The organism is Halorubrum persicum (assembly GCF_002727125.1).
Lineage (GTDB): Archaea > Halobacteriota > Halobacteria > Halobacteriales > Haloferacaceae > Halorubrum > Halorubrum persicum.
This window is the reverse complement of record NZ_NHOA01000104.1, coordinates 47,484-70,872: the sequence shown is the minus strand read 5'-3', so window position 1 is coordinate 70,872 and position 23,389 is coordinate 47,484. Positions and strand designations below refer to the sequence as shown.

Here is a 23,389-nt window from a genome sequence, read left to right as displayed (position 1 = left end):
GACGCAAGACGTGTTCTACGACCGCGGCGACGTGTTCTACGCGTCGATCCACGAGGAGGGGCTCTACCCGGACACCGGCGCACTCGACGAGACCGGCCGCGGCGACGGAGAGGGGACCACCGCGAATATCCCGCTCGCGGCCGGCGCGGGCGACGCGGACTACCGCTACGCCATCGACGAGGCGATCGCCCCGGCGCTCGGACGGTTCGACCCCGACCTCCTGATCGTCTCGGCCGGATTCGACGCCCACCGACACGACCCCATCTCGCGGATGCGCGTCTCCTCCGAGGGATACGCGCTGATGACCGATCAGATTCGGACCGTCACCGACGAGATCGGGGCCGCGACCGCCTTCGTCCTCGAGGGCGGGTACGGGCTCGACACGTTGGCCGAAGGCGTCTCGATGGTTCACGAGACGTTCGACGGGCGCACCCCCGTCAGCGACGACGACGATCCCGACGAGAAGACGGAGTCGCTGGTGGCGGAGCTGCGAGAACAGCTCGATCTGTCGTGACGGAACGTTGATCGTTCGCTGAGTCGGGGTCGAGAGCGTTCGGCGTCGCCGGATTCGCCTTCGCTCCTCACTCGTCAGCGGCGGCGACAGAAACGTTCGGCGTGGGATGTGAACTCGGCGGAGGGCGCTTACTCCGTTCGGTCATTCTCAGAAGCAACCCCTTGAGCGCGATGTCGACGAGCGGAGCGATCGCTCGTCGTGTTGATCGTCGAAAACGCCCGGAGCGGGATTTGAACCCGCGTCACGACCGTGACAGGGTCGTATGATGGGCCACTACACCATCCGGGCAAACAGCGACTAACCCCGAAGCGTGGGGACGCCCGGAGCGGGATTTGAACCCGCGTCACGACCGTGACAGGGTCGTATGATGGGCCACTACACCATCCGGGCTTGTCGCAGTCATTCGTACCCCTGTCTGGCAAATAAGGCTTGTCATCCCCGACGACGATGGTGACCGATGACAGGGAGGGTGCGGCGTCGGTGGGAGCCCGATCGGCCCCTCGACGAGACCGACGACGAGGGCGACGACGAACGCGCGGTCGATCGCGGCGGTACCCTTTTGTGTGATACCCGCATGAGTTGGAGTATCGCACGCCCCTGTCGCCGTGAGCCGTGCGTGGCGGAGCCGCTTGGCAAGCCTTATGAGGTTGGCGCATATAGCGATCTGTAGTATCTCGTGATAGCTTCTTTCAATAACCACCACCCATGGTAGACGTAAGCCAACACGAACTCGTCCCGGACCACGTTCTCCTCGAACCCGAAGAGGTCGACGAGGTTCTGGCGGAGTACGACGTGAAACGGACGAACCTACCGAAGATCAAACGCACTGATCCCGCGCTCCCCGACGAGGCCGAGGTCGGCGACGTGGTGAAGATCGTTCGAAACTCCCGCACGACCGAGGAAGCGGTCGTGTACCGACTAGTCGTCTCATGAACAGGCAAGACCGACGCGTGGTGTCACGCGAGTATTTCTCGGACGAACGGCTCGCCGAACACCACTTCCGATCGTTCAACAATTTCCTGGACCGCGGCATGCAGGAGGTCGTCGACGAGAAGGAGACGATCGAAACCGACATCGGCGACAAGGAGGGCCAAGAGCCCGTCTACGTCGAGCTCGGCGACGTGCGGATGGTCACCCCGCGCGTTCGCGAGGCCGACGGCTCCGAGGAACTGTTGTACCCCCAGGAGGCCCGACTCCGAAACATCACCTACTCGGCGCCCGTGTTCATGGAGATGTCCATCGTGCGCGGCGGCGAGGAGGAGCCCGAGCAGGTCGTCGACACGACCGAGACCAAGGTCGGCCGGATGCCGATCATGGTCGGCTCGGACAAGTGTAACATGGCCGGCTTCTCTGACGAGGAGCTCATCGACATCGGCGAAGACCCCGTCGACCCCGGCGGCTACTTCATCGTCAACGGCTCCGAGCGCGTGCTGATGACCTCGGAGGACCTCGCACCGAACAAGATCCTCGCCGAGTACGACTCGAAGTACGGCGACGAGATCCAGGTCGCGAAGACGTTCTCCCAGCGCCGCGGGTACCGCGCGCTGGTGCTCTGTGAGCGCAACCGCGAGGGGCTGCTCGAAGTGTCGTTCCCGTCCGTCTCGGGCTCGATCGACTTCGTGACGCTCGTCCGCGCGCTCGGGCTCGAATCCGACGAGGAGATCGTCCACCGCGTCTCCGACGACCCCGAGATCGTGAAGTTCATGCTGGAGAACTTGGAGGAGGCCGACGTGCAGACGACCGAGGAGGCCATCGAGACCCTCGGCGAGCGCGTCGCCTCCGGCCAGGGGAAGAACTACCAGCTCAAGCGGGCGAACTACGTCATCGACCGCTACCTTCTCCCGCACCTCCACGAGGAGGGCGTCGAGGAGGAGGACGTGCGGATCAACAAGGCGTACTACCTCTGCCGGATGGCCGAGGCGTGCTTCGAGCTCGCCTTGGACCGCCGCGAGGCCGACGACAAGGACCACTACGCGAACAAGCGCCTGAAGGTCTCCGGCGACCTGATGCGCGACCTGTTCCGGACCGCGCTGAACAAGCTGGCGCGCGACGTGAAGTACCAGCTCGAGCGTGCGAACATGCGGAACCGCGAGCTCACCGTCAACACGGTCGTCCGCTCCGACGTGCTGACCGAGCGGCTCGAACACCCGATCGCGACGGGGAACTGGGTGGGCGGCCGCTCCGGCGTCTCCCAGCTCGTCGACCGGACCGACTACATGGGCGTGCTCTCGCACCTCCGGCGCCTGCGTTCGCCGCTGTCGCGCTCGCAGCCGCACTTCAAGGCGCGAGACCTCCACGCGACCCAGTGGGGTCGCATCTGTCCCTCCGAGACGCCGGAGGGGCCGAACTGCGGACTCGTGAAGAACTTCGCGCAGGCGATGGAGCTCTCGCAGACCGTAGACGACGAACAGGGGCTGAAACGAGAACTGGCGTCGATGGGTGTCGAGGGGATCCCCGGCATCGAGGGCGTCGAACGACAGACGGCGGACGACTAATATGGCTCAGGCAGAACGCGAAGCGAAGGTGTACGTCAACGGGAGCCTCGTCGGGACCCACCCGGACCCCGAGGCCCTCGCCGAACAGATCCGCGAGGCCCGCCGACGCGGCGACGTCTCGGAGATGGTGAACGTCTCGGTCAAGGACCGAACCCAGGAAGTGATCGTCAACGCGGACGCGGGGCGCGCCCGCCGCCCGCTGATCGTCGTCGAGAACGGCGAGCCGCTGCTGGGCGACGAGCAGGTCGAGGCCGTCAAACGCGGCGAGGTCGAGTTCGAAGACCTCGTCGAGCGCGGCTACGTCGAGTTCATCGACGCCGAGGAGGAGGAGGACATCCTCGTCGCCGTCGACGAAGAGGACGTGACCGAGGACCACACGCACCTCGAGATCGATCCGCAGCTCGTGTTCGGTATCGGCGCGGGGATGATTCCGTACCCCGAGCACAACGCGAGCCCGCGGATTACGATGGGCGCGGGGATGATGAAGCAGTCGCTCGGGCTCCCCTCCGCCAACTACCGTATCCGGCCGGACACGCGTCAACACCTGCTGCACTACCCGCAGCTGGCGATGGTGAGGACGCAGACGTCCGACCAGATCAGCTTCGACAAGCGGCCGGCGGCGCAGAACTTCGTCGTCGCCGTGATGTCCTACGAGGGGTTCAACATCGAGGACGCGCTGGTGATGAACCAGGGCTCCGTCGACCGCGCGCTCACCCGCTCGCACTTCTTCCGGACCTACGAGGGCGAAGAGCGCCGGTACCCCGGCGGTCAGGAGGACCGCTTCGAGATTCCCGACCAAGACGTTCGCGGCGCACGCGGCGAGGACGCGTACACCCACCTCGACGAGGACGGCCTCGTCAACCCCGAGACGAAGGTGGACGAGTCCTCGGTGCTGCTCGGCAAGACCAGCCCGCCGCGCTTCCTCGAGGAGCCGGACGACATGGGCGGGCTCTCCCCGCAGAAGCGCCGTGAGACCAGCGTGACGATGCGCTCGGGCGAATCCGGCGTCGTCGACACGGTGACGCTGATGGAGGGCGAGGACGGCTCCAAGCTCTCGAAGGTGAAGGTGCGCGACCAGCGGGTCCCCGAACTGGGCGACAAGTTCGCGTCTCGACACGGCCAGAAGGGCGTCGTGGGGCACCTCGCACCACAAGAGGACATGCCCTTCACCGAGGAGGGGGTCGTCCCTGACCTCGTGATGAACCCGCACGCGCTGCCGTCCCGGATGACGGTGGGCCACGTGCTGGAGATGCTCGGCGGGAAGGTCGGGTCGCTCCGCGGATCGCGGGTCGACGGCACGCCGTTCCAGGGCGAAGACGAAGAGGAGCTTCGCGGTGGACTGGAGGAGCACGGCTTCAAATCCTCCGGGAAGGAGGTCATGTACTCCGGCGTCACCGGCGAGAAGATCGAGGCGGAGATCTTCGTCGGGACGATCTTCTACCACAAGCTGTACCACATGGTGTCGAACAAGCTCCACGCCCGCTCGCGCGGTCCGGTGCAGGTGCTCACGCGCCAGCCGACCGAGGGGCGCGCCCGCGAGGGCGGCCTGCGTGTCGGGGAGATGGAGCGCGACACGATCATCGGCCACGGCGCGTCGATGGTGCTCAACGAGCGGCTCTTGGAGTCCTCGGACGCCGAGACGGTGCACGTCTCCGCGGAGACGGGGCTCGTCGCAGTCGAAGACCGCGAACAGCGCCGGGTGTACGACCCGGTCACGGGCGACGAGGACGACATCCACGAGCTCGAAGTGAGCTACGCGTTCAAGCTCCTGCTCGACGAGATGATCGCCCTCGGCATCCGACCGAAACTCGAACTGGAGGACGCAATTTAAATGTCAATGCAAACACCGAAAGTGCTCGGCGGCATCGACTTCGGCCTCATGGACCCGGAGACGTACCGGGACATGTCCGCGACGAAGGTGATCACGGCCGACACGTACGACGACGACGGCTACCCGATCGACATGGGGCTGATGGACCCGCGGCTGGGCGTCATCGACCCCGGCCTGGAGTGTCGGACCTGCGGCTCCCACTCCGGCTCCTGTAACGGCCACTTCGGCCACATCGAACTGGCCGCGCCCGTCATCCACGTGGGCTTCACGAAGCTCATCCGCCGGCTGCTGCGCTCGACGTGCCGCGAGTGCGGGCGGCTCGCCTTGGACGACGCGCAGCGCGACGAGTTCCGCGACCGCTACGAGCGGGCGCAGGAGCTCGGCGACGACGAACACGACGTGCTGAAGGCCGCCGTCCGGCAGGCCCGGAAGGCGTCGACGTGCCCGTTCTGCGGCGAGCCGCAGGCGGACATCAAACACGAGAAGCCGACGACCTACTACGAGGTCCAGGACGTGCTCTCGGGCGACTACTCCGAGCGCATCGCGGCCGCGATGCAGCCCGACGAGGAGGAAGACGATCCGGGCACCTCGCCGCAGGAGCTCGCCGAGAAGACGGACATCGCCTTGGACCGGATCAACGAGATCATGGCCGGCGAGTTCCGTCCGCGCAAGGAGGACCGCCGCGCCATCGAGAAGGCGCTGGACGTCGACCTCACCGAGGAGGACATGAACAAGCTGATGCCCTCGGACATCCGCGACTGGTTCGAGGACATCCCGGACGAGGACCTGGAGGTGCTCGGTATCGACTCCGAGCACTCCCGACCGGAGTGGATGATCCTGACGGTGCTTCCGGTTCCGCCGGTCACCACGCGTCCCTCGATCACGCTCGACAACGGGCAGCGCTCCGAGGACGACCTCACGCACAAGCTGGTCGACATCATCCGGATCAACCAGCGGTTCATGGAGAACCGCGAGGCGGGCGCCCCGCAGCTGATCATCGAGGACCTCTGGGAGCTGCTCCAGTACCACGTCACCACGTTCGTCGACAACGAGATCAGCGGGACGCCGCCGGCGCGACACCGCTCCGGCCGTCCCCTCAAGACCCTCAGTCAGCGGCTGAAGGGGAAGGAGGGACGCTTCCGCGGCTCGCTTTCGGGGAAGCGCGTCAACTTCTCCGCCCGGACAGTCATCTCGCCGGACCCGACCCTCTCGCTGAACGAGGTCGGCGTCCCGGACCGCGTGGCGAAGGAGATGACCCAGACGCTCAACGTCACCGAGCGCAACGTCGAGGAGGCGCGTCAGTACGTCCGGAACGGCCCCGAGGCCCACCCCGGCGCCAACTACGTCCGCCGCCCCGACGGTCGCCGACTGAAGGTAACCGAGAAGAACTGCGAGGAGCTCGCCGAGAAGGTCGAGGCCGACTGGGAGGTCAACCGCCACCTCGTCGACGGCGACATCGTGATCTTCAACCGGCAGCCCTCGCTGCACCGGATGTCCATCATGGCCCACGAGGTCGTGGTGATGCCGTACAAGACGTTCCGGCTCAACACCGTCGTCTGTCCGCCGTACAACGCCGACTTCGACGGCGACGAGATGAACATGCACGCGCTCCAGAACGAGGAGGCCCGCGCCGAGGCGCGCGTCCTCATGCGCGTCCAAGAGCAGATCCTGAGCCCGCGGTTCGGCGGGAACATCATCGGCGCCATTCAGGACCACATCTCCGGGACCTACCTGCTGACGCACTCGAACCCCGAGTTCACCGAGACGCAGGCGCTCGACCTGCTGCGCGCGACCCGCGTCGACGAGCTGCCCGAGGCGGACGGCGTCGACGACGAGGGGCGCGAGTACTGGACCGGTCGGACGCTGTTCTCGGAGCTGCTCCCCGACGACCTCTCGCTTGAGTTCACCTCCTCGACGGGCGACAGCGTGCGCATTGAGGACGGCCAGCTGATCGAGGGGACGATCGACGAGGACGCCGTCGGCGCGTTCGGCGGCGAGGTCGTCGACACCCTCACCAAGGAGTACGGGGAGACGCGCTCGCGCGTGTTCATCAACGAGATCGCGTCGCTGGCGATGCGCGCGATCATGCACTTCGGGTTCTCGATCGGGATCGACGACGAGTCGATTCCGCCGGAGGCCGAAGAGCAGGTCGACGACGCGATCGGGAGCGCCTACGACCGCGTCCAAGAGCTGATCGAGACGTACGAGGCCGGCGAGCTGGAGTCGCTGCCGGGCCGCGGCGTCGACGAGACGCTGGAGATGAAGATCATGCAGACGCTCGGGAAGGCGCGCGACTCGGCCGGTGAGATCGCCGACCAGCACTTCGGCGACGACAACCCGGCGGTCGTGATGGCCCGATCCGGCGCGCGTGGGTCGATGCTGAACCTCACGCAGATGGCCGGCTCCGTCGGTCAACAGGCGGTTCGCGGCGAGCGGATCAACCGCGGCTACGAGGACCGGACGCTCTCCCACTACAAGGAGAACGACCTCTCCGCGGAAGCGCACGGGTTCGTGGAGAACTCCTACCGCGGCGGGCTCACGCCCGAGGAGTTCTTCTTCCACGCGATGGGCGGCCGCGAGGGGCTGGTCGACACGGCGGTCCGGACCTCCAAGTCCGGCTACCTCCAGCGCCGGCTCATCAACGCGCTCTCCGAGCTCGAGGCGCAGTACGACGGAACGGTCCGGGACACCTCGGGCCGGATCGTCCAGTTCGAGTTCGGCGAGGACGGCACCTCGCCGGTGAAGGTCTCCTCCGGCGAGGGCGACGGCATCGACGTCGACGACATCGTCGACCGCGTCGTCGACGCCGAGTTCGAGTCCAGCGACGAGAAGGAGCGGTTCCTGGGCGAGCGGTCGCCGCCGACGAACCTCTCGGAGCATTCCGGACCGGGCCTGAACAAGGCCTCGGGGGTGGAGTCGGATGACTGAGTACGCCCACGTCACCGACGACATCGAGGCGGTCGTGGAGGCCACCGAGCTGCCCGCCCGCCTCAAAGACGAGGTGTACGAGGCGATCGACCGGAAGGCCGAGGAGACCGGCGAGGTCACGGTCGAGCAGGCCACCGACATCGCGACCGGCGTCGAGAACCGGTACATCGAGACGCGGGTCGACCCGCTCGATCCGGTCGGGACCGTCTCCGCGCAGTCGATCGGCGAACCCGGGACGCAGATGACGATGAACACGTTCCACTACGCCGGCGTCGCTGAGATCGACGTCACGCAGGGGCTCCCCCGGCTCATCGAGCTGGTGGACGCACGGAAGACGCCCGACACGCCGATGATGACGGTCCACCTCGAGGGCGAGTACGCCACGGACCGCCAGAAGGCCCACGAGGTCGTGTGGTCCATCGAGGCGACGCGCATCCTCGCGCTCGGCGACGTGTCGACGAACGTCGCGGACATGCTGGTGCGGATCGACCTCAACGACGACACCCTCCTCGAGCGGTGGCCGACCCACTCTGACCCGACCGAGGTCGCCGGGATCATCGCCGAGACGATCGAGGACTCGCTCGGCGTCGACACCCGACAGTCGGGGACCGTCGTGGAGTTCGGACCGAACGAGCCGAGCTACCGCGAACTGCTCCAGCTCGTCGAGCGGCTCCGGGAGATCGTGTTCAAGGGGATCGAAGAGATCGAGCGCGTCGTCATCCGGAAAGAGGAGATCGACGGCGACGAGGAGTTCGTCCTCTACACCGAGGGGTCGGCGTTCGGCGACACCCTCGATATCGAGGGCGTCGACGCCTCGCGGACGACGTGTAACAACATCCACGAGATCTACCGCAACCTCGGGGTCGAGGCGGCCCGCGAGACGATCATCGACGAGACGAAGAACACGCTCGAAGAGCAGGGGCTCGACGACGTGAACGTCCGCCACCTCATGCTCGTGGCCGACATCATGACGAACAACGGCGAGATCGAGTCGATCGGTCGCCACGGCATCTCGGGGTCGAAGGACTCCGTGCTCGCTCGCGCGGCGTTCGAGGTGACGGTGAACCACCTGCTCGACGCCGCGATCCACGGCGAGTACGACGAGCTCGACGGGGTCATCGAAAACGTCATCGCCGGGAAACCGATCTCGCTCGGCACCGGCGACGTCGACCTCCGGATGGGGTCGCGGGTCGTGGGCGACGACTGATGCGGGTCGAGCTCTCCGACGAGGCACGGCAGTACATCGGTCGCTTCGACGAGCTGACCGGGGTGGCGCCGAAGGACTGCCTCGTGGAGGGCGACCGGCTCGTGTTTCTCGTGCCGGCCGGCGAGATGGCCGCTGCGATCGGGCAGGCCGGCGAGACCGTCGAGGAGACGGAGCGCCGACTCGGCAAATCCATCGAACTGGTGGAAGACGCCGACACGCCGGAGGCGTTCGTTGCGAGCGCGCTCGCGCCCGCGGCGGTCAACGCCGTGACGATCTCCGAGCAGAACGACCGCGTCGCGTACGTCGAGGTGCCGGAGCCGGACCGCGGCGTCGCCATCGGCGCCGACGGCGCCAACATCGAGACGGCGCGGACGCTGGCGAAGCGCCACTTCGACATCGACGACATCCAGCTGACCTGAGGCGGAACCCCGCCCCTTTTGCCGACGCGGTCGTTTGTCGCGGCATGGACCGGAGACGCTTCCTCGCCGGGGTCGGGACCGGAGTCGCCGTCGGAATCACCGGTTGTCTCGGCGGGGGATCCGACCGCCCGTTCCCCGACGCCGACTGGCGAGACGAAGACGGCCTCGACGTGATGACTCTCTCGGAAACCCACGTCCAAGCGCTCGTCGATGCCGGGGGTGCCACGCTGTTCTCGGTCGCGGAGACGGCCCACGATGGCGACGCGGAGCCGAGCCCGTGGCTCCCCTCGCAGGAGTACGAGTCCGCGTACGACCTCGAGAACGGGCGCCAGTACGTGCGCCAAGAGCTGACGGAGACCGAAGAGACCGACATGTCGGAGCTGTACGTCGCCGACGACGAGGTGCTGGTCCGCCAGCAGACCGGCGACGAGACGCGGTACGGTCGGCAGCCGGTCGACCGGTCGGCAGACGACCTCGGAGAAGTGATGCGTATGGAGGTCGTGACAGGGATCCGCGTCGAAGGCGAGACCGCGGGCGGCGAGGCGGAGTACGAGGGGTTGAACCTGTGGAACCCGACGAGCGACGGCGAGGGCGAGGTGCGCGGGGAGCCGACGGCCCGGTTCACCGCCGACTCGTTCGACGGCGAGCGGAACATTCCCGGGACGATCGAGACGGCGTCGGCGAGCGTCCACGTGTACGAGTCGGGCGTGGTGCCGCGGCTCGAGCAGTCGTGGGCCGGCGAGCACGACGGACAGGAGGCGACCGTCGACGTCGACATCGACTACCGCGACCTCGGCGCGACGGTGTCGGAGCCCGATTGGGTCGAGGAGGCGCGCGAGGCCACGAGCGCCTGACTCGCGGGCGCGATCTCGAATCGATACCGTCCGGGCGAAACGACGGGCGCTCGCAACTTTTGAGCCGGTAAGCCGGCGAGAGCACCCGTCGTTTTCGACCGACTCGTTCCGGAAAACACCCTCAGAACGGACGAGAGGTACCGTTCGAGCGATCTGAGGGCGTTTCTCCGGGTCGAAAGACGACGCTTAAGTAGCTCCGTTTGGAAGTGGATGTACGATGGCGAACGGCAAATACGCGGCCCGTAAGCTCAAACAGGACCGGCAGAAGCGCCGCTGGTCCGACTCCGAGTACGCTCGGCGAGAGCGCGGGCTCAAGAAGAAGTCCGACCCCCTCGAGGGCGCCCCGCAGGCCCGCGGGATCGTGCTGGAGAAGGTCGGGATCGAGGCAAAGCAGCCGAACTCGGCGATCCGAAAGTGTGTCCGCGTTCAGCTCATCAAGAACGGGAAGCAGGTCACCGCGTTCTGTCCCGGTGACGGCGCCATCTCGTTCATCGACGAGCACGACGAGGTCACGATCGCCGGGATCGGTGGGGCGAAGGGTCGCGCGATGGGCGACCTCTCCGGCGTCAACTACAAAGTCGAGAAGGTCAACGGCGTCTCCATGATCGAACTGGTTCGCGGAAACGCGGAGAAGCCCGTCAGATGAGCGGGGAGGAGACCGAGGCGCCGTCCGACGCGGACGTCGCCGCCGACGAGCCGGATCCGGACGCGCCCGCGTCCAGCGAGGCCGCCAACGAGAACGCCCAGCTGTTCGGCGTCTGGGACGTCACCGAGATCGCCTACGAGGACCCCTCGACGAAGCGCTACATGACCGTGACGCCCATCGCGCACACGATGGGCCGCCACGCGTCCAAGCAGTTCAAGAAGTCCGAGATCTCCCTGGTCGAGCGGCTGATCAACCGCCTGATGCAGACCGACGAGAACACGGGCAAGAAACAGCAGGCGACGCGGATCGTCCGCGACGCCTTCGACATCATCCACGAGCGGACCGAGGAGAACCCGGTCCAGATCCTCGTGACGGCCGTCGAGAGCGCCGCGCCCCGCGAGGAGACCGTCCGCCTGAAGTACGGCGGGATCTCCGTCCCGAAGGCGGTCGACGTCGCGCCGCAGCGCCGCGTCGATCAGGCGCTGTTGTTCATCTCCGACGGCGTCGCTAACGCGACGTACAAGTCGACGACCGCCGCCGCCGAGGCGCTCGCCAACGAGCTCATCACGGCCGCGGACTACGACCCCGAACGCTCCTACTCCATCTCGCAGAAGGAGGAGCGCGAACGCGTCGCCGCCGCGGCCCGCTAACGCCGGTTCCGCGTTGGGACCGACGGGACGCGTTTTCGCGGTTCCCCCGCTTCACTCCGACCCGCAGAGCGACGGCGCCGTGCAGCGTCACTCACGGAGACGATCGCGACCGTCGACCGAGAAGGTCGACCACGTCCACAATCCGCGTAGCCGCTGCTGAAGGTGTAGGCGCGCAAAAAATGGAGAACGCAGATGCCGAAACGGCGCGTCGACCGCGGGACAGCGCGCTCAGTCGTCGGCCGGCGCTGCGCCGGAGTCGCCGTCAGCGTGCTGCTGTTTGACCCACGAGAGCTTGCCGCCGGCCCCGAGGATGTCGCGCTCGCGCTCGGAGGCGTCGAGGTCGGCCGTGAACTCCCACTCGCCGTTGACGCTCACGGTGAACTCCTCCTGGCCGGAGGCGACGCCCGCGGGCACGTCGTCGACGATTTCGATGTCGTCGCCCTGGTCGATCTTCTCGTACGTCTCCGCGTCGATCGCGAGCGGGACGATACCGAAGTTGAACAGGTTCGCCTTGTGGATGCGGGCGAAGCTCTGCGCGAAGACGGCCTCGATGCCGAGGTACATCGGACAGAGGGCCGCGTGCTCACGCGAGGAGCCCTGCCCGTAGTTCTCGCCGGCCACGAGGACGCCGCCGTCGGCGTCGAGGGAGCGCTGCGCGAACGTGTCGTCGACGCGCGAGAGCGTGAACTCGGAGAGCTTCTCGATGTTGGAGCGGAACTTCAGGATGTCCGCGGTCGCCGGGATGATGTGGTCGGTGGTGATGTTGTCCTCCATCTTGAGGAGGGCCTCGCCGCCGTCCACGTCGATCCCGTCTTTGAGCGGCACGTCGCCGATGTTCGGGCCCTTGACGAGCCCGTCGTCGATGGCCTCGTCGGGCGAGATGATGTCGGAGTCGTCCTCTCCCATGCCGGGGCCGTACTTCGTCCCCATCTCCAGGCCGGGCGCCTCGAGGTCGCCGAGGTCGTCGGCGAGGTCGCGCGGGTCGACGATTTCGCCGGTGATGGCCGCCGCGGTGGCGACCTCCGGCGAGCAGAGGAAGACGGAGTCGTCTTCGATGCCGGAGCGACCCTCGAAGTTGCGGTTGAAGGTACGCAGCGAGACGGAGTCGGAGGCGGGCACGTGGCCGATCCCGATACACGCGCCACACGTCGCCTCAGAGAAGTTGACGCCGGCCGCCATCATCTCCGCAGTCCATCCCTCACGGGCCAGCATCTCGGAGGCCTGCTTGGAGCCGGGCGCGACGATCATCTCGGTCTGCTTGGCGACCTCGCGACCCTTCAGCATCTTCGCGCTGGGAAGGATGTCCTCGTAGGCGCCGTTGGTACAGGAGCCGACGATGACCTGCTCGACGTCGGTGCCCTCGTACTCGCTGACGGGGGCGACGTTGTCGGGCATCGACGGCGCGGCCACGAGCGGCTCGAGATCGTTCAGGTCGACCTCGATCGTCTCCGCGTACTCCGCGTCCTCGTCGGGCTGGAGGTCGACGTACTCTTCCTCGCGGTCCTGGCGCGCGAGCCAGTCCTTGGTCTTCTCGTCGGTCGCGAAGATCGAGGAGGTGGCGCCGAGCTCGGTGCCGAGGTTCGTGATCGTGGTCCGCTCGGGGATCGTGAGGTTCTCGGCGCCGGGGCCGGTGTACTCGAAGATCTTGCCCACGCCGCCCTTGACCGTCAGCTCGCCGAGCAGGTGGAGCGCGATGTCCTTGGCGGTCGCCCACTCGGGGAGCTCGCCCTCGAGGTGAACGTTGACGACTTCCGGCATCTCGACGTAGTAGGGGCCGCCCCCCATCGCGACGGCGATGTCGAGGCCGCCGGCGCCGATCGCGAGCTGGCCGAGCCCGCCGGGGGTCGGCGTGTGCGAGTCGGAGCCGAGCAGCGTCTTGCCGGGCGCCGCGAAGTTCTCCTTGTGGACCTGGTGGCAGATCCCGTTGCCGGGGCGCGAGAAGTACGCGCCGTACGTGCCGGCCGCGGAGCGGAGGAAGCGGTGGTCGTCGGTGTTCTTGAAGTCGAACTGGTACGTCTGGTGGTCACAGTACTGCGCGGCGAGCTCCGTCTGGACCTCGTCCAGATCGAGCGCCTCGAACTGGAGCCACACCATCGTCCCCGTGGTGTCCTGCGTCAGCACCTGGTCGATCTCGATGCCGATCTCCTCGCCGGGCGTCAGCTCGCCCTCGACGAGATGGTCATCGAGGATCTTCTCCGTAATTGTCTTTCCCATATCATCCGAAGTTGGCTCTCCCGTGGATATAAAACCCGCGAGTTTTTTGCAAGATCGACCGTGTTAGATCGGTAGATCGAGCAATTATTGCGAGATTGTGTGAGTGATATCATTCCCCATGGAAAGAATAGGCGTAACGAGTGTATAAGGCTAATAAAGGCCTATATCTGCCGAAATCGGCCGTATTGGGCGATCCCGCGCTTGCCCCGATCGGCGGCCTGATCGCGGACGACACCGTTTAGTCTCGCCCGCGGATCCGATGGGACATGTTTGACTCGGGAGCGACGGTCGCGGCGGCCCTCGAAGCGGGCGGCGCCGACCTCGACGACGGGCAACGACAGCCGAACGGGGTCGACCTGACGGTCGGCGCCGTCTTCGAGCAGGCGGAGCCGGGCGCGATCCGCCGCGACGGGAAGCGGGTCGGCGAGCGCGAAGCGCTCGAACCGGAAGGCGGCGCGTACCGGCTGGAGGCTGGGACGTACGTGGTCCGGTACGGCGAGCCGGTGCGGATCCCCGACGAGCGGATCGGGTTCGTGCTCCCGCGGTCGACGCTGCTGCGCAACTCCTGTACCCTCGATACGGCGGTCTGGGACGCGGGCTACGAGGGCGTCGGCGAGGGGCGCCTCGACGTGGGGCACGCGATCGCGATCGAGCCGGGCGCGCGGATCGCCCAGCTGGTGCTTGCAGCCGCCGACCACGAGGGGAGTTACGACGGGGCGTATCAGGGCGAAGGACTCTAACGGGGGCAGAGAGCGCGGCGGGCGCCGCCGGGGTCACGGTCTCGGGAGAGTCACTCGACCGCCCAGTCGCCGCCCACCCGGTCGACCCCCATCATGTCTTTCCCCGCGTGCTCGGTGAACACGACCTTCGCGTTCGGCTCCGGCACGCCGAGCTCGGCGACCGCGCGTTCCATGACCGCGAGCGCGAACGCGCGCTTGTACTCGAACGGGCGGCCCGCTCGGATCTCGGCGTCGAGGAACAACAGTGGCCCGTCGACGGCGCGACCCAGCGCCATCGCCGAAGGGTCCAGTTCATCGATCGTCACCGCGACGTGTCCGGCGGTCGTCTCCATCTCCTCGACGTACCGGTCGGTGACGAACGCGGCGAACGACTCGCGCTCGGGCGGCGAGAGCGACAGGGTCGTCGAGAACTGTAAGAGCGGCATACCCGGCGGTCGACGCCGAGCCGCTTGGGTGTGTCGGCGATGGGTATGAAGCGACCGAAACCGCGGTACTCGAGGCGCACGATCGGGAGAGATCGGCCGCTCTCGGGTGATCAAAGGAACGAACGGCACGCCCGTGCCGGGAAAAGGTGGCACAGGCGTGCCGTTCAGTAGGTCCCCGCTGACGCTTCGGCCCTCCAAGCGAAGCGTCACCAGAGAGAAGCAGGGGAATCCACTTAAGCGTGCCGGGGGCGGCAGAGTTGTCGTCTCCGGCGCCGACGGGAGAGCCGCGACGCCGCACGGACGCCGCTCCCGGTCACTGCTTCGCCGGGTGGTCGTCTCGGAGCCGCGACTGTCCCGTCCCGAGGAGCCGCTCGCGGAGGGTGCCGTCGCCGCGCGGCGCGTCTCCCGCGTCGTCCGGATCGGGGACGAGCCCGCGCTCCTGCAGTTCGGGCACGACCAGGTCGACGAAGTCGGTCAACGAGTCGGGGCGAACGACCTCCTTCACGTTGAAGCCGTGGACGCCGACCTCCTCGTGCCAGTGCTCCAACTCGTCGGCGATCTGTTCCGGGGTGCCGACGATCGTCGGCGAGGTGGTTCCGAGCCCGCAGAACTCGGCGACCTCGCGGACGGTCCACTCGCGGTCCGGCTGGGCCTTCGTGAACGCGTTCATCGTCCCCTGTATCGCGTCGGTCTCGATGTGTTCCACCTTCTGGTCGGGATCGAGCGCCGACAGGTCCATGTCGAGGAAGCCGGAGAGGAGCGCGAGCGTCGCCTCGACGTCGACGTGACGCGTGTACGCCTCGTACTTCGCCTCGGCGGCCGCCTCCGTCTCGCCGACGACCGGGACGACGCCGATGAAGAAGCGGAGGCTCTCGGGATCCCGCCCGCGGTCCGCCGCGCGCGACTTCACGTCGGCCATGTACTCGCGGATCCCCTCCTCGGTGGGCTGGCTGGCGAAGACGCCCTCCGCGTTCGCGGCCGCGAACGCCCGCCCGCGGTCCGACGACCCCGCCTGATAGATCACGGGCGTGCGCTGCGGCGACGGCTCGGAGCCGTGCGGACCGGGCACGGAGAAGTGCTCGCCCTCGTGGTCGATCGCCGAGACCTTCTCGGGGTCGGTGTACCGTCCGGAGTCGCGGTCGATCTCGACGGCGTCGTCGTCCCACGACTCCTCCCAGAGCTGGTAACAGACGTCGAGGAACTCGTCGGCGCGGTCGTAGCGCGTCTCCTTGTCCATCCGCTCCGAGAACCCGAGGTTCTCGGCGGCCGACTGGAGGTACGAGGTGACGACGTTGAGCGCGACGCGTCCGTCGGTGAGGTGGTCGAGCGTGGAGAACTCCCGCGCGAGCTGGTAGGGGTGTGTGTACGTCGTCGAGCGCGTCACGGCGAAGCCGAGGTCGTCGGTGACCTCCGCCATCGCGGGGACGATGAGCTGCGGGTCGCTCGCGGGCGTCTGGACCGCCTTCTCGACGGCCGTCTCGCGGTCGCCGCCGTACACGTCGTAGATCCCGCGCACGTCGGCGAAGAATACCGCGTCGAAGCCGCCGCGCTCGGCGGTGCGCGCCACCTCGGTCCAATACTCCCGGTCGGTGTACTCCGGCGACCGGTCGCCGGGATAGGTCCACGACCCGGGCGAGACGTGCTCGACCGAAGCCATGGTAAAGAGGTTGAGATGCAGGTGATCGGGCATGGATCGCGGTACGCGATCCGCGCGTATGACCCCCCAGAAAGGGGCGGCACTTGTCGGGGGTTGCGAGCGCGGTGCGACGACGGCGGCCCCTTACGGCGACGGCGCCTCCGGCGAGGAGACGTACGCGGCGAAGTCGGAGGTGGTGATGATCCCGATCGGTTCGTCGCCCTCGACGACCGGCACGTGGTGGATCCCGTGTTCGACCATCGTCGCGGCCACCGCCGAGACGGAGTCCTGGGCGCTCGCCGTGATCGGCTCTCGGGTCATGTACCGCTCGACCGTCGTCTCGGCCTTCGGCTGGCTCTTCGCCACGATGTCGACGAAGTCGGTCGTGGTGAGGATGCCGACGAGGACGCCCGCCTCGTCGACGACCAGCGCCGAACTGATGTCGTTGTCGAGCAGCACGGCCGCGGCGTCCTCGACCAGCGTGCCCGGCGTCACCGTGTGGAGTTCGCTCGTCATCAATCGCGCGACGAACACGTCTTCGATGTCGTCCATGTGCACACGTTCCGTCGTCGGCGTATAAAGCGTTGCCACGCAGACCGGCGACGGCGCTCACAGGAACCGCGAGAGCCCGGACTGGCGGCGGGGACCGTCGCCCGCGGGGTCGGCCACCCACGCGGTCCGCTCGTCGCGGAGACGGTCCTCGTCTGTGCGCGGCGGATCCGCGGGCTCGCGGACGTCGCAGGCCGCGCCGCAGTCGCGTCCCGGATCGACGACGCGGTCGAACCGCTCGCAGCGCGGTCGCCCGTCGGCGGTCGTCGTCGCGTGCGCGCAAGCGGGCGGCTCCGGACGCCACCCCTTCCCGTACGCGCGCTCGGCGAGACGGCGGCGCTTCCGCGCCTTCGCGGCGGGGTCGACGAGCGTCACGTCGGTCCGGAGCGCGCGCTCCTCCCGGATCTCGACGCCGGACGCGTCGGGGTCGAGAGGGGTCGGCTCTCGGACGACCTCGCGCTCGCCGGTGTCCGGGTCGAACCGCCAGACGCCGACCGACTCCGGGATCCGGTTGAGGTGCGCGCGCGTGACGTAGGAGGCGGTCGCGAGCACGACCTCGTCGAACAGTCCGAGCGCGGCGTCGTACCGCAGCTGGGCCGTCAGATCGCCGGGGGAACCGAGGTCCGGCTTGTTCTCGATCGCGGTCAGCGAGCCGACCCAGTCGTCGGGGTACCGAGCGGTGGCGCGCACGACGGGTCGCCCGTCGCGGCGCTCGCGTTCGAGGTAGCCGACCGCGGCCGCGCGCTCGGCGACCGCCTCGGCGCGGTCGGGCGGGAGATCGAACGCCCGCTGGATGGGAACCGCCTCACCGGGACCGACCGGCGCCTCGATCGCGGGCTCCGGGATCCGGTCGGGCGTGATCGCCGCGCGCCGGTCGAACCCCGGTCCGGGCGTCAGCACGCAGACGTCGACGATCCGGCCGCCGGGGTTCTCGATCCCGGCCCCGAACTGGCGGGCGACGACGCGGTCCGGTGATTCGAGCGCGGCACACAGCGCCAGCTCGAACCGGAACTCCATGGGGGAGACAGGGGCGCGGGCGAGTAAAGCGCGTCGGCGCCGAGGGGGCGAGTGCCGGGGCGAGGGCGCCGCGGGCGAAACCGGTATTCCCCGCCGGCGCCAACGGCGACCATGCGCCGGGTCACCCGGAACCTCCTCATCGCCATCGCCGTAATCGCCGTCGCCCTGCTCGCGTTGGGGGCGCTCCCGAGCTACCTCGGGAGCGGCGACCCCTACTACCTCACCGCCGAACCGATCGAGACGAACGAGACCGCGGCCGACGTGAACAACGTCTCCGACCGTCGGTATCCGTATCTCACGAGCGCGATCGCGAGCGCGGACGGGCGCTCCGCGGGGTACCAGACCGGCCCGTACGGAGTGAAAGAGTGGTTCACCCACACCCCGTTCGACGAGGTGGACGCGCTTACCCAACAGGTGCCCGAGGCGGCGGTCGACGACGGGGTCCGCGTCCGACGCGACGGGCAGGCCTACTACGTGGAGGTGGGACAGCCGTGAGCGACGATCTCAGCGGTCTCTCGGCCTTCGACGACGGTCGGCGTCACTCGCTGCCCGGCGAGCCGGAGTGGCCGGTCCGGGAGGTCGTCGTCGAGTACGACGAGGGGTGGTTCGTCGGCGGATACGACCGCGTCGAGCAGCCGGACGGGACGGAGAAGAAGTACTACTGGGCCGAGCTGTCGCCCGCGACGGTCGTGATCGCCGTCGCCGACGACCGCGTGCTGTTCGTCGAGCAGTACCGGCCGACCGTGCGGAACACCCAGCTGGAGCTGCCCGCGGGCATCGTCGAGGCCGGCGAGTCGTACACCGCCGCCGCCGCGCGTGAACTCGCCGAGGAGACCAGCTTCGCGCCGTCGTCGACCTCCCTGCTCCAAGAGGTGTGGTGTTCGACGGGCGTGTTGCGTCACACGCGCGGCTACGTGTTCGCGGAGGGGTTGGAGCCGGTCGACGTCGACCACGACAGCAACGAGTTCCTCGTTCCGCGGACGGTCCCGATCGACGAGGCGCTGGCGGTCGCGCGGGAGCCGCCGACGAACGACGCGACGCTCGAGGGGTTGCTGTTGGCCGAGCAGGAAGGACTCCTGTAGTTCACCGCCGAAGAACGCGCCGATCGGAGGGTTACTATCCGTGGAACCCGACGCGCGTCCAGTTCCCCGCGCCGACGGGGAGGTATTAGTCGCCTCGGCACCAGACGTAACCCATGAGCCGGACCTCGGACCAGTCGGTGTTGCTGTCGGACGACCCTCCGCTCGACCTCCGCCTCTCCGACGCAGAGTTGGAGAACGCCCGCGAGCGCATCGTCGCCTTCATCGCCGATCTCGTCGACGATGCGGGCGCAGAAGGCGCCGTGCTGGGGCTCTCCGGCGGGATCGACTCGACGCTGGTCGCCTACCTCGCCGTCGAGGCGCTCGGCGAGGACGGGTTACACGGGATCACGATGCCCGCCGAAGTGAACGACCCCGACGTGATGAGCGACGCCGAGCGCGTCGCCCACGAGCTCGGGGTCGAGTACGACATCGTCGAGATCCAGCCGATCGCGGAGTCCGTCTTCAACGCGTTCCCCGAGGCCGCCGACGACCGCATGGCGGCGGGGAACGTCTACGTCCGGACTCGGGCGGTGTTGAACTACTTCGTCGCCAACGCCGAGAACAGGGTGGTGTTGGGCACGGGGAACCGCGCGGAGGCGATGACGGGCTACTTCACGAAGTACGGCGACCAGGCGGTCGACTGTAACCCCATCGGGAACCTCTACAAACAGCAGGTGCGCCAGCTGGCCGCGCACGTCGGCGTCCCCCGCGATCTGGTGATGCAGGAGCCGACCGCGGGGATGTGGGAGGGCCAGACCGACGCCGAGGAGATGGGGCTCGACTACGACACCGTCGACGCGATTCTGGCGGTCCACGTCGACGGCGGGCTCTCGCGCGCGGCGACGGTCCGCGAACTCGACGTGCCGGAGGAGGCGGTCGACCGCGTGGTCGAGCTCTACGAGCGCAGCGCCCACAAGCGCGCGATGCCGCCCGCGCCCGAGCGCTAGGCGTCGTCCGAGCGGGGACCCCGGAAAGCCGAAGCAGCGGAGAGACGGGGCGGGCCGAAAAGGGACGGTTAGCAGGACTCAGACGTTTTGCGCACGTTCTTTCGCGACCTCCGCGATTCCGGCGTTCGCCGAGCAGTTCGGACACGCGTGTATCCGGCCGCGAGCGTCCGAGAACACCCGGGCGAATCGTTCGGAGACGTGCGCGTCACAGTGCTCACACGTCGGCATGGTGGGATGCGGTATCGTGGGTCATGTTCGGTACACACTCACTTGGTGCTCCGCCCTCAAGACGGCTTTCCGAATTCTCTCCCAAATTCGACCCAGATCCGCCGATCCGGGGCGTGAAAAGATTAAGAGGCAGCGAAAGCGACCGCCCAGCGAACGAACGCCGACGGGGCCGGGCGTCGGCCGCGGTCAGAAGTCGCGGAGCGCTTCGAGCACGTCGTGCGCGGATCCGTCGTCGATGACCGCGCGGGCGGCGTCGAGGCCCTCCTCGATCGAGTCGGCGTCCTCGCGGGCGTAGATCCGGAGCGCGGCGTTGACCGCGACCGCGTCGGCGAAGGCGCCGTCGCGCTCGCCGGTGAGCACCGCCTCGGTGATCGCGGCGGATTCGGCCGCGACGTCGTCGACCGCGAGGTCCTCCTCTTCGAGGTCCATCCCGTACTCCGCGGTCTCGATCTCGAAGTCGTCGAAGGACGCGCCGTCGCTGCCGGCCTCGTCGGCGTCGGAGCCGCCCGCGTCCCACTCGGCGACCTTGGTGTAGCCGGGGCGCACGTCGTCGTACCCCTCCATCCCTTGGAACATCAGGACGCGGTCGAGGTCGTGGAACTCGCTTTCCACGAACGTGTCGACGACCTTCTTCGCGAACGCGAGGTGGTAGAAGGAGCCGAGGTGGACCGACGCCCCGGCCGGGTTCGCCAGCGTCTCGATCGTGTTGACGAACGTCCGGACGCCCATCTGGTCGCGCCGGTCGAACAGGTCGTCGATGGCGGGGTTGAACGCCGGCTGGTAGTAGAAGCCGAAGCCCGTCTCGTCGACCATGTCGGCCGAGTCGGAGGGCGTCAGCTCGGTGTGGACGCCGAGCTCGTCGAGGACGTGCTTGTACGCGTCCTGTTTCTGCGTGGGGACTCGGTCGCCGGAGTGGACGACGACCGGGGTGCCCGCGGCGGCCGCGACGACGCCCGCCGCGACGCCGAGGATCGCCGAGCGCCCCTTCCCGTCGTAGTTCGCTCCGCAGTCGACGGGGTCGGCGTCGGGTTCGGCGTACTCGACGCGATCGCACATCACGTCGACGTACGCGCCCAGCTCCTCGGGCGTGTTCCGCTTCCAGCGGTTCGCGAGCCAGAACGCCCCGAGCGTCGTCGGGTCGGGCTCGTCCGCGAGGATGCGCTCGAACGCCTCGGTCGCCTGCGCGCGCGTGAGGTCGTCGGCCGATTTGTGGCCGGAGCCGCAGACCTCGGTCATCAGCCGTTTGAGGGGCCAGTCGCCGAACTCCTGGGTCGCCTGAGCCATACGCGTCGTTGGGGACCTCGAACGAAAAGTCCCCCGCTCCCCTCCCGAACGCTGGGAAGGGGAAGGATCGACGCGTCAGCCGGGGCGGAGAGTGAACCGCCCGAGGACCGAGCCCCCGCCCCGCTTCCGGTGCGCGCGAGCGGCGAGGTGCGGTGAGTCGGCCGGCTCGCACCGAGTCCGTGGTACACCACCACACACAATAAGGAGACGATCGTTGGGTTTCTAAGCAGAGAAGGGTAGATAAGAACAGTTTTGTCAGCAAAAGGTTCCATTATAACCTCTGAAAGGCGCTAGAGTTATATGTACGTCCATCTAGTGAACAGTTGTTCCCGATGACGTCCAAATCCGTGGCCACCGCACTCACACTGTATCGCTCCCGCACACTGACTCTCGAACAGGCCGCGACCGTCGGCGGCTGCTCGACGGAACAGCTCGAGGAGAGCGCCCGGGCGTTCGCACCGACGCCTGGTGCGGCCGCCGCTGACGACTGACACCCCTGCCGGCGACCGGCCCCCGGCCCCCGCTGACGACCGATCGGCTCCGACGGTTCGGCTCGGCCGAGTCGGCTCGGACCATCCCGCCACACCGAGCCCGCGGACCGCCCCACCACACCGAACCGCCTCCGAAACCCGTACGTAGGCGCGACCCCAATTCGACGTAATGAGTCTGGACGCCGACTGGCGGGCCGACATCGACGCGGTCGACGCGGCCCTCATCGACGAGTACCAGAGCGGCTTCCCCGTCGAGCCGCGCCCCTTCGAGCGAGTTGCCAGCGAGATCGCGGCCGAGACGGGCGTCGCCCTCGACGCCGACGAGGTCCTCGATCGCGTCCGCGGTCTCCGGGAGCGCGGCGTGTTCCGACGGTTCGGCGCCGTGCTCAACCCCCCGGTCATCGGCTCCTCGACGCTCGCCGCGGTGCGCGCGCCGGAGGACCGCTTCGACGAGGTCGCCGAGGTGATCAACGGGTATCGACAGGTGAACCACAACTACCGCCGCGACCACGAGTGGAACCAGTGGTTCGTCGTCACCGCGGGCTCGCGGGAGACCCGGGACGCGATCCTCGCCGAGATCGAGGAGCGAACCGGCTGCGAGGTCCTGAACCTGCCGATGCTCACGGACTACTACATCGACCTGGAGTTCCCGGTGGTGAACGGCGATCGATTTGCACGAGAATCGCTCGAAGAAACCGCGGTCTCCGCCACGCGCATCTCCGAGAACGCCCGCGGCGACCTCGCCCCGCTCGACGCCGACCTCCTCCTGGCGATCCAAGACGGGTTCCCGCTGTCGGCGACCCCGTACGCCGACGTGGCGGCCGAGATCGACGCCCCGATCGACGACGTGCTCGCGGCGGTCGATCGCCTGCTCGCGGACGGCTGTATCAAGCGGATCGGCTGTATCGTCAACCACGTCGTCACCGGGTTCACGAACAACTGCATGGTCGTCTGGGACGTGCCGGACGACGAGCTCGACGATCGCGGGGAAGCGGTCGGGAGCCTCCCGTACGTCACGCTGTGTTACCACCGGCCGCGCCGGACCGAGCAGGGCTGGGAGTACAACCTGTTCACCATGATACACGGCCGCGAGGCCGAGGCGGTCGACGCGAAGATCGACGAACTGGCGGCCGACCACCTCCCGTTTTCGCACGAGCGGCTCTACTCGACGGAGACGCTGAAACAGACCGGGGCGCGGTACGAGGACCTGGTCGCGGACGAGGAGTAGCGGA

General features: G+C 67.9%; 23 protein-coding genes and 2 tRNA genes. 16 read left to right on the top strand and 9 right to left on the bottom strand.

Going from position 1 to position 23,389, the window contains the following annotated elements; all coding sequences use genetic code 11:
* A partial coding sequence (locus tag DJ69_RS12055; RefSeq protein WP_394338360.1) for a histone deacetylase family protein occupies positions 1–514 on the top strand: 514 nt, incomplete at its 5' end.
* 215 nt (positions 515–729) lie between these two features.
* Here DJ69_RS12055 and DJ69_RS12050 read toward each other — a convergent pair.
* Both DJ69_RS12050 and DJ69_RS12045 read right to left on the bottom strand, forming a co-directional pair.
* Positions 730–802 (bottom strand) — tRNA-Asp (locus DJ69_RS12050).
* 29 nt (positions 803–831) lie between these two features.
* Positions 832–904, bottom strand: a tRNA-Asp gene (locus DJ69_RS12045).
* A gap of 315 nt (positions 905–1,219) precedes the next feature.
* Here DJ69_RS12045 and DJ69_RS12040 point away from each other — a divergent pair.
* The 9 genes from DJ69_RS12040 to DJ69_RS12000 all read left to right on the top strand — a co-directional run bounded on the left by DJ69_RS12040 (position 1,220) and on the right by DJ69_RS12000 (position 11,544).
* Entirely contained in the window at positions 1,220–1,447 is a 228-nt protein-coding gene (locus DJ69_RS12040) for a DNA-directed RNA polymerase subunit H (RefSeq protein ID WP_004048733.1), read from the top strand.
* On the top strand, positions 1,444–3,009 hold the full coding sequence (locus DJ69_RS12035; protein ID WP_099255832.1) for a DNA-directed RNA polymerase subunit B'': 1,566 nt from the start codon (positions 1,444–1,446) through the stop codon (positions 3,007–3,009). The genes DJ69_RS12040 and DJ69_RS12035 overlap by 4 nt, the downstream gene beginning before the upstream one ends.
* A 1-nt stretch (position 3,010) precedes the next feature.
* Positions 3,011–4,840 carry a DNA-directed RNA polymerase subunit B gene (rpoB, locus tag DJ69_RS12030; RefSeq protein ID WP_099255831.1) on the top strand — a complete coding sequence of 610 codons (1,830 nt, stop codon included), beginning with the start codon at positions 3,011–3,013 and terminating at the stop codon, positions 4,838–4,840.
* Positions 4,841–4,846: 6 nt separating this feature from the next.
* The gene (locus DJ69_RS12025; RefSeq protein ID WP_099255830.1) at positions 4,847–7,768 is read left to right on the top strand and encodes a DNA-directed RNA polymerase subunit A'; all 2,922 of its coding nucleotides are present in this window, start codon (positions 4,847–4,849) and stop codon (positions 7,766–7,768) included.
* A complete protein-coding gene (rpoA2, locus tag DJ69_RS12020) occupies positions 7,761–8,975 on the top strand; it encodes a DNA-directed RNA polymerase subunit A'' (RefSeq protein ID WP_099255829.1) in 1,215 nt (404 codons plus the stop codon). Before DJ69_RS12025 ends, rpoA2 begins: the two co-directional genes overlap by 8 nt.
* Entirely contained in the window at positions 8,975–9,394 is a 420-nt protein-coding gene (locus DJ69_RS12015; protein ID WP_099255828.1) for a NusA-like transcription termination signal-binding factor, read from the top strand. The genes rpoA2 and DJ69_RS12015 overlap by 1 nt, the downstream gene beginning before the upstream one ends.
* A gap of 44 nt (positions 9,395–9,438) precedes the next feature.
* Positions 9,439–10,248 carry a hypothetical protein gene (locus DJ69_RS12010; RefSeq protein WP_099255827.1) on the top strand — a complete coding sequence of 270 codons (810 nt, stop codon included), beginning with the start codon at positions 9,439–9,441 and terminating at the stop codon, positions 10,246–10,248.
* Between the two features lie 217 nt (positions 10,249–10,465).
* Positions 10,466–10,894 carry a 30S ribosomal protein S12 gene (locus tag DJ69_RS12005; RefSeq protein WP_004048726.1) on the top strand — a complete coding sequence of 143 codons (429 nt, stop codon included), beginning with the start codon at positions 10,466–10,468 and terminating at the stop codon, positions 10,892–10,894.
* Complete coding sequence (locus DJ69_RS12000) at positions 10,891–11,544, top strand: 30S ribosomal protein S7 (protein ID WP_099255826.1); 654 nt, start codon at positions 10,891–10,893, stop codon at positions 11,542–11,544. The genes DJ69_RS12005 and DJ69_RS12000 overlap by 4 nt, the downstream gene beginning before the upstream one ends.
* Before the next feature lie 228 nt (positions 11,545–11,772).
* On the opposite strand, the gene DJ69_RS11995 is transcribed toward DJ69_RS12000, so the two are convergent.
* Positions 11,773–13,758, bottom strand: coding sequence for an aconitate hydratase (locus tag DJ69_RS11995; protein ID WP_099255825.1), 1,986 nt, complete (start codon positions 13,756–13,758; stop codon positions 11,773–11,775).
* A 266-nt stretch (positions 13,759–14,024) separates the two neighbouring features.
* Here DJ69_RS11995 and DJ69_RS11990 point away from each other — a divergent pair, with 266 nt between their 5' ends.
* Positions 14,025–14,498: a deoxyuridine 5'-triphosphate nucleotidohydrolase gene (locus DJ69_RS11990; protein WP_099255824.1), complete on the top strand. Its 474-nt coding sequence runs from the start codon at positions 14,025–14,027 to the stop codon at positions 14,496–14,498.
* A 50-nt stretch (positions 14,499–14,548) separates the two neighbouring features.
* On the opposite strand, the gene DJ69_RS11985 is transcribed toward DJ69_RS11990, so the two are convergent.
* From DJ69_RS11985 to DJ69_RS11970, 4 genes are all read right to left on the bottom strand, one after another.
* Positions 14,549–14,923, bottom strand: a complete 375-nt coding sequence (locus tag DJ69_RS11985; RefSeq protein ID WP_099255823.1) for a tautomerase family protein — start codon at positions 14,921–14,923, stop codon at positions 14,549–14,551.
* A gap of 313 nt (positions 14,924–15,236) precedes the next feature.
* The gene (locus DJ69_RS11980; protein ID WP_099255822.1) at positions 15,237–16,613 is read right to left on the bottom strand and encodes an LLM class flavin-dependent oxidoreductase; all 1,377 of its coding nucleotides are present in this window, start codon (positions 16,611–16,613) and stop codon (positions 15,237–15,239) included.
* 90 nt (positions 16,614–16,703) lie between these two features.
* Positions 16,704–17,111: a CBS domain-containing protein gene (locus DJ69_RS11975; protein WP_099255821.1), complete on the bottom strand. Its 408-nt coding sequence runs from the start codon at positions 17,109–17,111 to the stop codon at positions 16,704–16,706.
* A gap of 57 nt (positions 17,112–17,168) precedes the next feature.
* On the bottom strand, positions 17,169–18,125 hold the full coding sequence (locus DJ69_RS11970; RefSeq protein WP_099255820.1) for a DUF5787 family protein: 957 nt from the start codon (positions 18,123–18,125) through the stop codon (positions 17,169–17,171).
* A 111-nt stretch (positions 18,126–18,236) separates the two neighbouring features.
* Here DJ69_RS11970 and DJ69_RS11965 point away from each other — a divergent pair, with 111 nt between their 5' ends.
* The 3 genes from DJ69_RS11965 (at position 18,237) to DJ69_RS11955 (ending at position 20,154) form a co-directional block, all read left to right on the top strand.
* Positions 18,237–18,620: a hypothetical protein gene (locus DJ69_RS11965; RefSeq protein WP_099255819.1), complete on the top strand. Its 384-nt coding sequence runs from the start codon at positions 18,237–18,239 to the stop codon at positions 18,618–18,620.
* A complete protein-coding gene (locus DJ69_RS11960) occupies positions 18,617–19,207 on the top strand; it encodes an NUDIX hydrolase (protein WP_099255818.1) in 591 nt (196 codons plus the stop codon). The genes DJ69_RS11965 and DJ69_RS11960 overlap by 4 nt, the downstream gene beginning before the upstream one ends.
* Before the next feature lie 113 nt (positions 19,208–19,320).
* Positions 19,321–20,154 (top strand): NAD+ synthase, encoded by an 834-nt coding sequence (locus DJ69_RS11955; protein ID WP_099255817.1) that lies wholly within the window; start codon positions 19,321–19,323, stop codon positions 20,152–20,154.
* Between the two features lie 78 nt (positions 20,155–20,232).
* Here the strand turns inward: DJ69_RS11955 and DJ69_RS19280 are convergent, their stop codons facing one another.
* Together DJ69_RS19280 and DJ69_RS11950 are read right to left on the bottom strand one after the other, a co-directional pair.
* Positions 20,233–20,382, bottom strand: a complete 150-nt coding sequence (locus tag DJ69_RS19280; protein WP_444681981.1) for a DUF7563 family protein — start codon at positions 20,380–20,382, stop codon at positions 20,233–20,235.
* 186 nt (positions 20,383–20,568) lie between these two features.
* Positions 20,569–21,666 carry an anthranilate phosphoribosyltransferase gene (locus DJ69_RS11950; RefSeq protein ID WP_099255816.1) on the bottom strand — a complete coding sequence of 366 codons (1,098 nt, stop codon included), beginning with the start codon at positions 21,664–21,666 and terminating at the stop codon, positions 20,569–20,571.
* Positions 21,667–21,998: 332 nt separating this feature from the next.
* Between DJ69_RS11950 and DJ69_RS18445 the strand changes: the two genes are divergently transcribed.
* Positions 21,999–22,157, top strand: coding sequence for a DUF7317 family protein (locus DJ69_RS18445; protein WP_180271807.1), 159 nt, complete (start codon positions 21,999–22,001; stop codon positions 22,155–22,157).
* Positions 22,158–22,326: 169 nt separating this feature from the next.
* On the top strand, positions 22,327–23,385 hold the full coding sequence (ahbB, locus tag DJ69_RS11945) for a siroheme decarboxylase subunit beta (RefSeq protein WP_099255815.1): 1,059 nt from the start codon (positions 22,327–22,329) through the stop codon (positions 23,383–23,385).
* Positions 23,386–23,389: the final 4 nt, after the last annotated feature.